The organism is Bacteroides sp. (assembly GCF_028690125.1).
Lineage (GTDB): Bacteria > Bacteroidota > Bacteroidia > Bacteroidales > Bacteroidaceae > Bacteroides.
The window spans coordinates 28722-43972 of record NZ_JAQVBV010000002.1; the positions used below are offsets into that span (position 1 = coordinate 28722).

9 protein-coding genes are annotated in these 15251 nt (G+C 40.0%); 3 read left to right on the forward strand and 6 right to left on the reverse strand.

Going from position 1 to position 15251, the window contains the following annotated elements; genetic code table 11:
* Positions 1-134: 134 nt before the first annotated feature.
* Together PHO71_RS01765 and PHO71_RS01770 are read right to left on the reverse strand one after the other, a co-directional pair.
* Positions 135-2639, reverse strand: coding sequence for a bifunctional UDP-N-acetylmuramoyl-tripeptide:D-alanyl-D-alanine ligase/alanine racemase (locus PHO71_RS01765; RefSeq protein ID WP_300198022.1), 2505 nt, complete (start codon positions 2637-2639; stop codon positions 135-137).
* Positions 2615-3604: a GSCFA domain-containing protein gene (locus PHO71_RS01770; RefSeq protein WP_300198025.1), complete on the reverse strand. Its 990-nt coding sequence runs from the start codon at positions 3602-3604 to the stop codon at positions 2615-2617. Before PHO71_RS01770 ends, PHO71_RS01765 begins: the two co-directional genes overlap by 25 nt.
* A gap of 413 nt (positions 3605-4017) precedes the next feature.
* On the opposite strand from PHO71_RS01770, the gene dxs reads away from it, so the two are divergent.
* The 3 genes from dxs to PHO71_RS01785 all read left to right on the forward strand — a co-directional run bounded on the left by dxs (position 4018) and on the right by PHO71_RS01785 (position 8845).
* On the forward strand, positions 4018-5961 hold the full coding sequence (gene dxs, locus PHO71_RS01775; RefSeq protein ID WP_300198028.1) for a 1-deoxy-D-xylulose-5-phosphate synthase: 1944 nt from the start codon (positions 4018-4020) through the stop codon (positions 5959-5961).
* A 2-nt stretch (positions 5962-5963) separates the two neighbouring features.
* A complete protein-coding gene (gene trkA, locus PHO71_RS01780; RefSeq protein WP_300198031.1) occupies positions 5964-7304 on the forward strand; it encodes a Trk system potassium transporter TrkA in 1341 nt (446 codons plus the stop codon).
* 89 nt (positions 7305-7393) lie between these two features.
* Positions 7394-8845: a TrkH family potassium uptake protein gene (locus PHO71_RS01785; RefSeq protein ID WP_300198034.1), complete on the forward strand. Its 1452-nt coding sequence runs from the start codon at positions 7394-7396 to the stop codon at positions 8843-8845.
* A gap of 138 nt (positions 8846-8983) precedes the next feature.
* Here PHO71_RS01785 and PHO71_RS01790 read toward each other — a convergent pair whose 3' ends face one another.
* The 4 genes from PHO71_RS01790 to PHO71_RS01805 are packed head-to-tail and all read right to left on the reverse strand — an operon-like array spanning position 8984 to position 15238.
* Positions 8984-10366 carry an SGNH/GDSL hydrolase family protein gene (locus PHO71_RS01790; protein WP_300198036.1) on the reverse strand — a complete coding sequence of 461 codons (1383 nt, stop codon included), beginning with the start codon at positions 10364-10366 and terminating at the stop codon, positions 8984-8986.
* Positions 10367-11902 carry a family 43 glycosylhydrolase gene (locus tag PHO71_RS01795; RefSeq protein WP_300198039.1) on the reverse strand — a complete coding sequence of 512 codons (1536 nt, stop codon included), beginning with the start codon at positions 11900-11902 and terminating at the stop codon, positions 10367-10369.
* The gene (locus tag PHO71_RS01800; protein ID WP_300198043.1) at positions 11895-13049 is read right to left on the reverse strand and encodes a glycoside hydrolase family 130 protein; all 1155 of its coding nucleotides are present in this window, start codon (positions 13047-13049) and stop codon (positions 11895-11897) included. Before PHO71_RS01800 ends, PHO71_RS01795 begins: the two co-directional genes overlap by 8 nt.
* Positions 13050-13078: 29 nt before the next feature.
* Complete coding sequence (locus PHO71_RS01805) at positions 13079-15238, reverse strand: GH92 family glycosyl hydrolase (RefSeq protein WP_300198045.1); 2160 nt, start codon at positions 15236-15238, stop codon at positions 13079-13081.
* Positions 15239-15251: the final 13 nt, after the last annotated feature.

The window sequence follows — 15251 nt, forward strand, 5'->3', positions numbered from 1 at the left end:
GAGGTTTTATTTCTCTTTGTCTGCGCAAAGATAAGTATTTTAATGAATACTAAATGATGGATGATTGATAATTTGTGTTACGAATGGTTGCACAGGCTCATTATCTATCATTCAGTATCCATTTTCGATTGGGTTTAGTCTTGATAATATACTCGTTTTACCCGAGTCGATATACTGGTCAATACTTCATAGGGAATGGTATCCAACTTATCTGATAGCACAGTAATCGGCAGGTCGTCACCAAAAACAATAGCTTGGTCACCCTCCCGACAGTCAATGTCAGTTACATCAATCATACAGACATCCATACAGATATTGCCTACATAAGGAGCCTGTTTCCCATTCACCAGACAATAAGCATTACCACGTCCCAAATGACGGTTTAGTCCGTCCGCATAACCGATAGGCATAGCTGCAATACGCGAAGGACGCGTCAAATGCCCCATACGACTATACCCCACTGTATCTTCTTCAGGCACATCTCTGATCTGCAATATTGTTGTTTTAAGTGTACTAACGTTATGTATAATAGAATTATCTATCGGGCTAACTCCATAAAGTCCAATCCCCAAACGTACCATATCAAATTGTGCGTCCGGAAAACGTTCGATTCCTGCGGTATTACAGATATGACGAAGAATCTTATGAGAAAAAGCAGCCTGTAATTCTTGCGATCCTTTCTCAAACAGTGCAATTTGCTGCCGGGTAAAAGCATCGAATTGTGGTGAATCACTTCCCACAAAATGAGAAAAGACAGAGCGAGGGATAACTGCATTCTGATTCTTCAACCGACGTATCAATAACGGTATTTCTTCAATTTCAAACCCTAAACGATGCATCCCCGTATCGAGTTTCACATGAATTGGGAAGTTAGTGATACCCTCTTTTTCTGCTGCTTTGATAAGTGCATCCAACAAATGAAAGTTATATACTTCCGGCTCTAATTTATGATCAAACATCGTTTTAAATGCAGTAAGCTCCGGATCCATAATAATAATAGAAGAAGTAATCCCTGCTTTCCGAAGTTCGGATCCTTCATCTGCCACAGCTACCGCCAAGTAATCAACATGATGTTCCTGCAATGTTTTTGCTATTTCGTACGAACCCGCCCCATAAGCAGATGCTTTCACCATACAAACCACTTTAGTTTCCGGATGGCGAAACATGGAACGATAATAATTCAGGTTGGCTACCATTGCTCCAAGATTTACTTCAAGAATCGTTTCATGGACTTTCAATTCCAATTCTTCCGATACCAGATCGAAGTTAAAGATGCGGGAACCCTTTACCAGAATTACTTCCGAATAAAGAGCTTTGAAAATATCCGATGCTAACAATGCCTCTGTATTCGGAAAGAAATAGCATTCCGGTGTACCTTCGAAACGTGCAGCACATGAAGATATTTCAGGTCCCACTCCAATCAGTTTATTGATTTCCCGGTTCTGTATTAATTGTGCTACACGACGATAAAGTGTAGCAGTGCTTTGCCCTGTTTCGAGAATATCCGATAAGATAAGTGTTCGCTTCAATCCTTTCTTTTCCGAACGACGTACCAGGAAGTCAAGGGCTATATCCAGCGAAGCCAGATCAGAATTATAACTATCATTGATTAAAACACATCCGTTCTTTCCTTCTTTCACTTCGAGTCGCATAGCTACCGGTTCCAAACGTGCCATACGTTCCGTAATCTGGTCTGCAGGTGTCATCAAATAAAGACAAGCAGCCAGACAATTCAACGCATTTTCGATAGATGCATCGTCAATAAATGGAATACAAAAAGTATTATCCATTTCGAGATAACGATAGGAAATGACTGTATGGTCTTCTTTCTTTATAATCCGACTAATATATAAAGGTCGTTCTATATCTCTACGGCTCCAGGCTATTTCACGTGCTGTCAGCATTGACTTTGCCACACAATTACTAATAAGTTCATTGTCTCCATCGTAAATCACCACATCACAATCTTTGAAAAGAGTCAGCTTTTCCATACACTTTTCCTGCAATGAAAAAAAGTTTTCTTGATGGGCGCCGCCGATATTTGTCAGAATACCTATTGAAGGTTGTATGATCCGTTTTAATGCTCCCATCTCTCCCATTTCCGAAATGCCAGCTTCAAAAACACCTAATTCAGCTTCCTCACTCAGCTGCCACACAGATAAAGGAACTCCAATCTGAGAATTATAACTGCGCGGAGAACGTACAATGCAATGATCAGGACTCAACAATTGATGAAGCCATTCTTTCACAATTGTTTTCCCATTACTGCCAGTAATACCAATTACCGGTATTTTAAAATTCTCTCGATGTATCTCAGCTAATTTTTGAAGAGCTTTCAAAGGATTGGCAACAATCAAATAATTGACTGAAGATGACTGAGCATTATCCAGTATCCATTGCCCATTATCTATTGACTTAAAATCCTCTTCGGTAATCACAAAATTACGCACTCCCCGATCATACAAATCTGGTATATAACGGGCTCCATTATTTCGTTTCGTTGTCAAAGCAAAAAAGAGAGTTTCTTCAGGGAAGCTCAAAGAGCGGCTATCTGTCAGCAGCCAACCAATAGTAGTTTCATATTCTCCCACACGACGGGCACTGATATATTCAGCTATGGATTCAATCGTATACGGCATAGTTCTTTTTCTTTTTGGAAATCTAAGTACGGGTATTTTCCGTTAAGTCGTTCTATTTTTAACACTATTTGTCCTAAAAAGCGTTGATACGCTTCTGAACCTGGATGAAAAGGCTTATGTGCCAAATCTTGGCAGATGTCTTTTACAACTGTTATTATTTGTTTTGTTTCTATGGAAAAAAAGGTGTTCGAGAAGCATTCCCACAAGTAACGAACAGTCAATGAGGATGGATGCAACATATCATCAGCATAGAAACGGTAATCGCGCAATTCATCAAGTACTATTTCGTAGGAAGGAAAGTAGAACACAAACTTTGGAAATTGTTGTTGCAAATGGTGAATAGCCAACAATAAAGTAGCTTTGCTTAACTGGTTAGAATGCAATCCATCACGTATATGTCGGATAGGACTTACCGTAAACAGTATTTTCAAATTCGGATTCCGCGCTGTCATACTAGTAATAAGTGAAGTATATTCACTCACGATTTCATCTACCGAAAGAAGTCGGCGATTAAAATTACTCTCGGGTTGCTTATGGCAGTTTGACACAGCCTGTCCTGTTCCTTTCTGCTCATAAACGTAGGCAGTACCGAAAGTCAGAATAACCCATTCGAGTTCTTGAATAGAATGATGAGCACGTTGCAAACGAACATTTATATTCTGAAGTGTCTCTTCCTGTGTAGATGCAGAAAATGAACCGTGATGCATTGGACTATGCCAATAGTCCTTATATACATATAAATCTCCTTCCCGATATTCCTTTCCCTTTAATATTTCAACCAAAGCAGTTAAAACAGAATAAGGATTATAAAGGATGCCGAAAGGATTTACATCCACTCTGAATTTGCTTTCAGTCAATTGCAACCCCATATTCTCCGCAAAACATGATCCCATTAAGAGTATTTGTCCGGCATGAGTGATAGAAGGCAAACCTGTTGGAACTTCAACCTTCGTTTGAAAATCCATCTTATTTTTCTTTTTTAAATTCTTTATCGCAGGACAAAAGTATAATAAAGATATTATTTTACCTACGTTAGATACAACTAAATAAGAAAATGAACTAATTTGCCAATTAAACCAACAAAACAAACTTCAGGCTGAAAACCTAATTTAAATTAGTCCAGAGCATTGTCCTAAATACACTGACATTATAAGTTTTTGCTTTGAAAAGGCAGTTCAAGTGCTGTATTGATTTACTTGCCCTTTCAGGGTGCATTGTGATATATCAATTGTTCATAGGACGTTGCCCCCAACAGCACTTTCCACCACAGTCAGTGCACACATTCAGCAGGAAGCAGAATCGGTGGGCATAAGAATTTGGCGAAAAGTAGGCACTATCTGTTTTCTTTTCGTATTTTTGCACTAAATTTTCTCGAATCATGAAGAATGAACCTACATATAACTTGCTAAACTCCATCAATACCCCCGATGATCTACGACAATTGAGCGTAGAGCAACTACCGGAAGTATGTGCTGAACTGAGGCAAGACATTATAAAAGAGCTCTCTTGTAATCCGGGACACTTTGCCGCCAGCCTTGGAACTGTAGAACTTACAGTTGCCTTGCACTACATCTACAATACACCTTATGACCGTATTGTATGGGATGTAGGTCATCAGGCATACGGGCATAAGATTCTGACAGGAAGACGGGAAGACTTCTTTACCAACCGAAAACTGGGAGGCATCCGCCCTTTCCCTTCACCGGATGAAAGCGAATATGACACTTTCACTTGTGGACATGCATCGAATTCTATCTCTGCTGCCCTGGGTATGGCTGTTGCGGCATCTAAAAAGGGAGAAAAAGACCGGCATGTTGTAGCAATTATCGGTGACGGCTCTATGAGTGGCGGATTAGCCTTTGAAGGATTAAACAACACTTCTACGACTTCAAACAACTTGCTCATTATCCTGAATGATAATGATATGGCAATCGACCGCAGTGTAGGTGGGATGAAGCAATATCTGTTTAATCTGACTACTTCGAACCGCTATAATCAACTACGTTTCAAAGCTTCACGTATTTTATTCAAGCTTGGAATACTGAATGATGAACGCCGTAAGGCTCTTATCCGGTTTGGTAACAGCCTGAAATCAATGGCTGCCCAACAACAGAACATTTTTGAAGGAATGAATATCCGTTACTTCGGTCCGATTGACGGACACGATGTGACAAACCTCGCAAGAGTATTGCGTGATATTAAAGATCTGCAAGGTCCCAAAATATTACATTTGCACACCGTTAAAGGAAAAGGGTTCGCTCCGGCAGAAAAACATGCTACCGAATGGCACGCTCCTGGTAAGTTTGATCCTGTTACAGGAGAACGTTTTGTTACCAATACGGAAGGAATGCCTCCTCTCTATCAGGATGTATTCGGAAATACGTTGGTAGAACTGGCAGAAGCTAATTCTAAGATTTTCGGCGTAACTCCAGCAATGCCTTCGGGATGTTCGATGAATATACTTATGTCTAAAATGCCCGGACGGGCTTTTGATGTAGGAATTGCCGAAGGTCATGCTGTAACCTTTTCGGGGGGTATGGCAAAAGATGGCTTACAGCCATTCTGCAACATTTACTCATCGTTCATGCAACGGGCATACGATAATATTATTCACGATGTAGCTATCCAGAACCTCCCTGTTGTCTTTTGTCTTGACCGTGCCGGATTGGTTGGAGAAGATGGCCCTACACATCATGGAGCATTTGATATGGCATATTTGCGTCCAATCCCTAATCTGACGATTGCTTCCCCCATGGATGAACATGAGTTGAGGCGGTTGATGTATACAGCACAGCTACCCGATAAAGGACCGTTTGTGATACGTTATCCACGTGGACGAGGATTATTAGTCGATTGGGAATGTCCGTTTGAAGAGATTCCGGTAGGTAAAGGAAGGAAACTGAAAGATGGTGATGATCTTGCCGTAATCAGTATTGGCCCTATTGGTAATAAAGTAGCTACGGCTATTGTCCATGCAGAAGCAGAGTCTGGTAGCAATATCGCTCATTACGATCTGCGATTCCTTAAACCTTTGGATGAAGAGCTACTGCATGAGGTAGGTCGCAAATTTCGCCGGATCATCACAGTAGAAGATGGAGTGATTCAAGGGGGAATGGGAAGTGCTATTCTTGAGTTTATGTCCGATCACGAATATACACCGGCAATCAAACGTATCGGACTCCCTGATAAGTTTGTGCAGCACGGCACTGTGAGCCAACTCTACCAACTTTGCGGAATGGATGAAAACAGTATAACTAAAGAGCTATTGAATCAATGTGCTCTTCTGCCTATTTCAAGCAAAATAAAAGAACTAACGAACTAGAAATGAAGATTATTATCGCAGGGGCCGGTAATGTAGGCACCCACCTGGCTAAATTATTGTCGCGTGAGAAACAGGATATTATCCTAATGGACGATGACGAAGAGAAACTAAGTGCTATTAGTTCCAACTTCGACTTATTGACAGTCACCGCTTCTCCTTCCTCCATCTCCGGTTTAAAAGAAGTCGGAGTGAAAGAAGCTGATCTGTTCATTGCAGTCACTCCCGACGAAAGCCGAAATATGACTGCGTGTATGTTAGCCACCAATCTGGGAGCTAAAAAAACGGTTGCCCGCATCGACAATTATGAATATCTTCTACCTAAAAACAAAGAATTCTTCAAAAAACTGGGCGTTGATTCATTAATCTATCCGGAGATGTTGGCTGCCAAAGAAATCGTATCATCCATGCGTATGAGTTGGGTACGACAATGGTGGGAATTCTGTGGGGGAGCTTTATTGCTAATCGGTACCAAGATGCGCGAGAAAGCCGAGATACTGAATATCCCACTCAACCAATTGGGAGTACCGAATATTCCCTATCATGTTGTAGCGATCAAACGTGGAACAGAAACAATTATCCCACGTGGAGACGATGTAGTAAAGTTGCATGACATCGTATACTTTACTACTACCCGCAAATACATCCCTTATATTCGGAAAATAGCGGGTAAAGAAGATTTTGCCGATGTACGTAACGTTATGATTATGGGAGGAAGCCGGATTGCTGTCCGCACCGCACAATATGTACCGGATTATATGCAGGTCAAAATTATAGATAGCGATATTAGCCGTTGCAACCGTCTGACTGAAATATTGGATGACAAAACAATGATTATCAATGGCGACGGACGAGATATGGACCTGCTCGTTGAAGAAGGATTAAAAAATACGGAGGCGTTTGTTGCCCTTACCGGAAATTCAGAAACAAATATCCTTGCTTGTCTTGCAGCAAAAAGAATGGGAGTTGAAAAGACAGTAGCCGAAGTAGAAAATATTGATTATATCAGTATGGCTGAAAGTCTTGATATCGGTACGGTCATTAATAAAAAAATGATTGCTGCCAGTCATATTTACCAGATGATGTTGGACGCAGATGTATCTAACGTGAAGTGCCTGACTTTTGCTAATGCGGATGTGGCAGAATTTACGGTGCCAGAAGGAGCCAAAATCACTAAACATTTGATTAAAGATCTGGGACTACCCAAAGGTACCACTATCGGTGGTATGATACGCAACGGTGAAGGTATACTAGTAACCGGTGATACATTGATACGCCCCGGGGATCATGTCGTTGTGTTCTGTCTGAGTATGATGATTAAAAAGATTGAAAAGTTCTTTAACTAATAATATACCAATGTGGCAATATACCTTATTGGTACATTATTAATTGTATGCCAATTTAGTATATTAGCTAGCATTGGAGAATTACTTATATGATCAATTCCAAAATGATATTCCGGATTCTGGGCTTTCTACTCTTGATAGAAACAACCATGTTAATGTGTTGTGGAGGAGTTTCCTTATTCTATAACGAAAATGACCTGAGCAGTTTTCTTCTTTCATCAGCCATCACTTGCTGTGTTGGATTGCTGTTACTTGCTATCGGAAAGAACGCCGTGAAATCTCTGAACCGACGTGATGGATATGTTGTTGTCAGCATAGCATGGGTGGCTTTTTCTCTTTTCGGAATGTTGCCTTATTATATAGGAGGATATATTCCTAAAATAACAGATGCTTTCTTCGAGACCATGTCCGGATTCAGTAGCACCGGGGCTACTATTATGGACAATATAGAATCTATGCCTCACGGAATTCTTTTCTGGCGTGCCATGACCCAATGGATTGGCGGTTTGGGTATTGTATTTTTCACTATTGCAGTTCTTCCAATTTTTGGTATGGGAGGTATTCAGGTTTTTGCTGCAGAAGCTAGCGGACCAACTCACGACAAGGTTCACCCACGTATTGGTGTGACTGCTAAATGGATTTGGAGTATTTATGCGGGAATGACAGGTACATTAATTCTATTATTGGTATTTGGAGGCATGGGTATCTTTGATAGTATTTGCCATGCTTTTGCAACTACCGGAACCGGAGGGTTTTCTACCAAACAGGCTAGTATAGAACATTATCAATCACCTTATATAGAATATGTAATCTCTATCTTCATGTTTCTCTCAGGAGTTAATTTCATGTTACTTTTACTGTTGGTGAATGGTAAAATTAAGAAGTTCATTCATGATGCAGAATTGAAATGGTATTTCTTGTCCGTAGTCTTTTTTACTGCATTCATAGCTATCTGGCTTTATGAAACTAGCCCTATCAGCATCGAAGAGGCCATCCGTAAGTCATTATTCCAGGTGATTTCACTTCACACGTCTACAGGATTTGCTACGACAGACTATATGTTATGGCCTTCTATCTTATGGGGATGTCTCATCATTGTCATGGTCATAGGAGCTTGCGCAGGAAGCACTACCGGAGGTATCAAATGCATCCGTATGGTGATATTAGGTAAAATTTCCAGAAATGAGTTTAAGCATATCATACATCCCAATGCAGTACTTCCTGTACGGGTAAATAAACAACTGATCTCTCCTTCTGTACAATCAACTGTACTCGCATTTACCTTCTTATATATAGTGATTATTATTATAAGTACATTGGTCATGATGGGATTGGGAGTAGGATTCCTCGAATCATTAGGTACTGTCATTTCAAGCATTGGCAACATGGGTCCGGGTCTTGGCCTTTTCGGTCCTGCCTATTCATGGAGTGCACTTCCTGATATATCCAAATGGCTACTTGCTTTCCTGATGTTACTTGGACGATTGGAATTATTCACTGTATTATTGCTCTTTAGCTCAGATTTCTGGAAAAGGAACTAACTGTTTCCAGAAAGCTTTCAAATTTTTCAATCAATTGATCATCTTTCTACCAGATAAGAAAATGGTGCTGACTCAGGTCAGCACCATTTTCTGCGTTTTATATTACTTCTACATTTACTAATGATAAGGAGGAATATTTTATATCTTTCTTAGAACGATCTTTCTCACAACCGGTTTATTAATCTCATATATCTTAGAAACCAATACTTCCATTTCTTGTTCGCGTGCATCACGTACTGATTCATAAATCATTTTAGAATACATATCACGGCGTCCTTTCAACCACATATTCTTATCAACATTCTCGTCCATGACTTCAATAGCTTTTCTATTATTAGCGAAAAGTAATCCTTGTTGTTGGAAAAATCCGAACTGGCACCAAGCATATTCACGGAAAGTCTTTTCAAGCTCCCAACGATATTCATTAAGATGCATAATAGCCAAGGCTTGTTGATATTGAGGAGTCTTTGATTCAGCCGCCAAGTTGATACCATTCTCCAAGTCAGCAGCATCCCAGGTTCCTATTTCTTCATCATCAATCAATAATCGATATTGCCCTTTCAACCCAGTTACCTTCAGTGTTTCACTATTCATTTCTTCCATAAAAGGAACAGCTTTTACAACATCTGCCTGACTCTTCTTAGATCCCCATCCACGAGCAATTGTATCCAACGGATAAGGCAGAGACTCTGCTAAATAATCAAAACTGATATCCTTGCCAATCTTTTTTATATTAGAGATTGTACAATTCTCAGATTTAACTACTTGTTGCTTGTTAGCATTAATCTCCATATCAGCTACATTTTTACCACTGAAACCTTGTGCTTTCAAAAACAAGTAGGCCATCACCATGTGTCCATCGTTATCAGGATGAATACGATCATTTCCGCAAAGAGTGAAAGTAGAATCTTTTTGTTGCAACTGCTGGTTCAATGCAACCATTGGCGCATTCAAGTCTGTAAACTCCCAACTATTCTTCGTAGCCGACTCTTCTTGATATTCAACCATTCTTTTAATTGTCTCATTCTTTTTCTTGAAAACAGTATTATCTTTTATTTTCACTGTTTCATCATAAGGAGAAGTACCTAGCATTACAATTCGTGTATCCGGTAATTCTTTAAAGCGTTTCTCCATCTGCTGGAAGTTTTTAATACTTTCCTGATACTTCTGTTCACCGAATTCTTTGGCATTATCTCCATTATACTCATAATATCCGGAATCATTCATTCCAAAAGTCACCATCAATGCAGTAGGATTCTTACTGAAAATATCACCATCCAGACGTTTATTCATATCATAAGCTGTATCTCCTCCGATACCGCCATTGAACACACGGATGTGCATATCCGGAAAACGTGTCATGTAATACAGCCAAATAAACGAATGATAATGACCTCCATCCGTAATACTATTTCCTAAGAAAACGGCTCTCTCCCCTTCTTTAAAGGGCTTTACAGTCTGAGAAAATGCAGAAGACGCCAAACAAACAGACGCTACTGCCATCAATAAAATCTTTTTCATCTATCTTTTTACTTGTGTTTTAAAATATTCATATTCAGCCGGTTCATTTGCATTACCGATATGTATCAGTCCCGGGCGTGATACTCTATCCCAACGAACCAGATCCTGTCCCTGAAAATGTGTGTCCTGCACCGGATTCCACTCTTTTCCATTTTTACTTTGATAAAAGTTAATAAGGCATCCTTTTTCCACTGTAACTTTCAGATAAACATCTTGATCATTGCAAACGGATTCGTACAGTGTAGATTCGACATTGTCTTTAATCCTTTTCAGGAAAAGTTTATTACCTGAAACGCCCCATATGACTAGGTTTTTATCATCTCCATACATTGTTAGCCCTTTCACGCTTTTGTTAGTATTGCCCAACTTTGTTTCAAAAGAGTAATCCGGCGTTTCTGCACGCAAACATAAAACTGTCCCATGAAGATTACCTTCTTTAGGATGACCTGATAACAATAGTTTCCCATTTTTCAAGGTGACTACTGCGTCGGAATAGGGGTAATTCCAATTCCATTCAGGTTTTAGGCTCTTTCCTTTAAAAGTGTCCTCAAAGCCATCCAACTCATGTTGAACAGTACCAGGAAACGGTACAGGCTGTTTAGCTAGTGCTACATTCCCGGTTTTAAAATGTACCCACTGATCATCACCTACAAACATTTCTTGTAGAATTGGCTGCCTTCCCGCATAAAATCCTTCTCCCGCCTGATAAGCATGACATAAATAAAACATCCGCCCGTCAGGAGTTGTCACAGCAGTACCATGACCACAAGATTTATAATGACCGTTTCCACCATGCAGAATAGGATTTCCTTCATATTTCTCATAAGGTCCTTTATAATTCTTGGAACGGGCTACATATACATCGTAATCACTAGACGGTCCACAACAGCCATGGGCAGCATATACTATATAGTAATACTCCCCCTGTTTGAAATGATATTGTCCTTCCATTCCAATGTATTCATCATCGACTAACAGAGTAAATGGTTCACCTTCCAATTTCAATCCATCGGCGGATAATTTACTGCCTACTATTTCGATCGGACGTTTATCCAATCCATATGCTTTCCAACTTATGTACAACTGTCCGTTGTCATCATAGATAAAAGCATCGATAGATTCCGTACCATATTCTATAATGGGACCGTGGTCGGTAAACTCATGCAAAGGAGAATCTGAAGTAGCAACTCCGATATAAGAGATTCCGGTACTTTTCTGGCGAGCAGTGTAATAGCAATAAACCTTATTATTATGATAAAACAACTCCGGTGCCCAGAAAGAATTAACTGTCCAATCGGGCTGTTTTTTAAAGACGTGCCCTACTTGTTTCCAATTAATTAAATCCTTAGAAGTAAACATCGGATAAAAGGGAGCCCACTCCGAAGATGTCCCAGTTGCATAATAAGTATCTTTTATCCTAATAATTGAAGGGTCAGGCATATCTCCCCGAATTACCGGATTATGGAAATAATTCTCTTGGCTAACTGCACTCAGAGAACAAATCAATCCAAAAAGAAAAAAAATTAATTTATTCATTTTTATCTCCATTCTCTTTAGACGGGTCATATACAGCGACTGCAACACGTGAGTCGGCACAGCCATAATATAGATACCACTTTTCTTTATAAAATACCAGTCCTTCAATAAACACTGTACCAGCAGGATACTGACCGCTCTTTTCAAAATCTGATTCAGGAACATAGAACGGTTTATCCAAACGGTCAATCAGTTTAGTCGGATTAGCTGCATCAAACAAAGCTTGCCCTGCACAATAAGAATTGGCAGTATAAAGTGTATCACCTTCTGCACCGGACTTATTTTTTCCATTATACATTAAAAGAATTCCTTTATCAGTGATCACAGCCGGAGGTCCGCATTCGGTTAAATCACTGTCAAATTTACCTTCACGAGTAGTCATCACTTTCAGAAAGTCTCCATTTTCGTCCAACATTGGTTCCCAATTTACCAAGTCAGTAGAAGTCGCCACATTTACAAATTTTTCACCCCAATACATCCAATACTTTCCATCAATCTTTGCAATAACTTGTTTGCCATCTACCAATTTCGTCACGATAGAAGCAGATTTTGAAAATTGATCAAAAAAACGTCCATCATAAGCTTTAGCAAAAGCAGGACCGTATTTCTCCCAATTCTGCAAATCACGGGATGTTGCCACAGCCAGACGTGCTTGCTTACGATTCCATTGTGTGTAAAGCATTACATACAATCCGTCCTCCGTCATTGCGACACGCGGATCTTCACAACCTCCCGGACATTCTAATTCTTTCTGATTATCATCACCCGGGTAAAACACCGGAGCAGACATACGCTTGAAGTTCACTCCATCCTCCGAGAAAGCATATCCCAAGCGGGAAGTACGGCTACCGATACCTACAGCAGAATTATCTTCCGCCCGATAAAGAACAACCACTTTACCATCATAAATTGTAGCTGCCGGATTAAAAGTGTCACTAGCTTCCCACGCCACAGAATCCTGCCGCATCGGACAATAGAAATAGGTAGTAGTATCCGGAGAAATAACTGGATTCACTCCATCGGGACGTTGAAAATCAGCCCACGCCCAATCCGGAAATTCTTGAGAAGTTTGTTTCTTCTCGCCACATGATGAGACAAAAGCTGTCGCCATCAATATACAGGCAATATTCAAAAAGTTTCTTTTCATTATTTATACCATTTAGAATTGAATCTTAATTAAGGAAAAGAAGGAGGAAGAATCTTTGTTCCCCATTTCGTATCCGGTTTACTTGAAGTAGCATAATCAATAGTAGCTCCATTGGAAAGTTCATCCCAATCAATCCAAGTACTATCGTATGGTTTACCATTCAGTTTCATGGAATGTATGTAGATATTCTTTTCCGAACCACCTTTTATCACTATATCTCCTTTTTTCAAATGAACTTTCACCGATGAGAAAATCGGAGTACTTACAGCAAAACCTCCTACCCCCGGAATTTCGGGATATAAGCCGATACAGGCAAATACATACCACGCTCCCATTGTACCCAAGTCATCATTACCCGGCAAGCCATCTATATTACTGGAATATTGTTCGTTCAGCACCCGATTGATAACTTCTTGTGCTTTGTACGGACGACCGATCCAGTTGTACACCCAAGGAATATGAAAACTCGGTTCATTGCCGGAAGCAAACCAGGCGTCATTATATCCGGCGTCCAAACGATTGAAAAATTCATCCAAGCGTTTTTCTGCTTCTGCCTTACCACCAATAATATCTACCAAACCAGCAATATCATAAGGAACCATCCAAAAATAATTCTTGTAAGTGGATTCACGGAAGTCCTCTCCCAAAGATTTCCAGGACCCATCCGGATTACGTGATTGTAACCAACCAGTCTCAGGATTATAGAGGTTCTTCCAAGAACGGGCAAAGTGGAAATAACGCCAACTGGCAAATTCATCACCAACAGCATGTAGAGCAAATTGCCCGATAGCAAAATCTGCAGATGTATATTCTAACTGAATGGAAGCGTTATAATACCCTTTGTCCAAATACTGTTTTAATCCAGGACGAGTCTCTTCATTCTGCGACTTAGATCCCGGCTCTTCGGCTCCTTTTCTCATAATTTTGAAAAGTGGCTTCGGATCATAATTGCGGGCACCAAAGGCATAAGCATTGGCTACCAAAATAGGACTTGGATCGCCTTGCATTACACCTGTCTCAATATTTGCCATCACCCAACGGGGAAAAGATCCACCAGATTGCTCAGCAAACAATTGATGAGAAATGACAATATCAGATGTTACTTCCGGGTCCAACATTGCCAGTAATTGTATTTGCGTACGGTAAGTATCCCAATTACTAAATGAGGTATAATGTTTTGAACGGGATTTATGCACTTTGAAATCTGCTCCCATATATTCACCATTCACATCACTGCATACATTCGGATGAACCAAAGAGCGATATAGATGTGTATAAAATTGTGTAGTACGTTCCAGATTTGTACCTTCCACTTCAATCATGCCCAAATAGTGATTCCATTTAGCCTCAGCCTGTTTTTGTATCTGAGCAAAATCCCATCCGGTATTCTCCGCTTTCAGATTCTCTCGTGCATTCTCTACAGAGACATAAGATACACCGATTTTATATTGAATATTCTTCTTTTTACTTACATCAAATGTGAAATAAACCCCAGAATATTCTCCTTCGGCAAAAGTTACATTTGGCTTCAGTTCATCTCTTTTCCAAATGCCGGATTCGAAAGCATCAGTATCAAATTCTGCAACGAAATACACTTTATAGGGAGTATTAAGTCCACAAAAATTACCTCCTTCAGCATATCCTTCACATTTATTCGGAGCAGTAATGACAATGGCAGCTTGTTCTATCGGAGTAGCTGAAATACCTCCTCCGATGATGACTGTACCAAACTGTTGATCTGCCGGATATTCGTAATGTGCCATTCCGGTTCTTTCTGTTACTGTCAGCTTGGCTTTTATATTTTCTTGTACCGTTGCCTCATAATAACCAGCATGACCTTTTTCCTCCGTTACATTAATCCGATAGTTTAGTATATTATCAGGAGACATCTCCAATTTTCCTTTGACTGGAAAAGTAGGAAAGTTTCCCATATGTTCACATCCAGCACCACTTAATTGGTTAATCACAAATCCGGACTGCTTGGAAAAGTAAGACGGAGTAAACTGTACCATGCCAAAAGGATAAGTCGCTCCCGGATAAAGATATCCGGAAGCTAATCCCACCCCTTTTGTACCAATCAGTGTATTAACCTGATGGGTGTAATCAGTTGCCACAACCTGAGCCTTGGCAACCTTTCCACTCATCAAAATTAACACGAACAAAACCGCACAAAAAAACTTATATTTCATCACTTGATCTTCC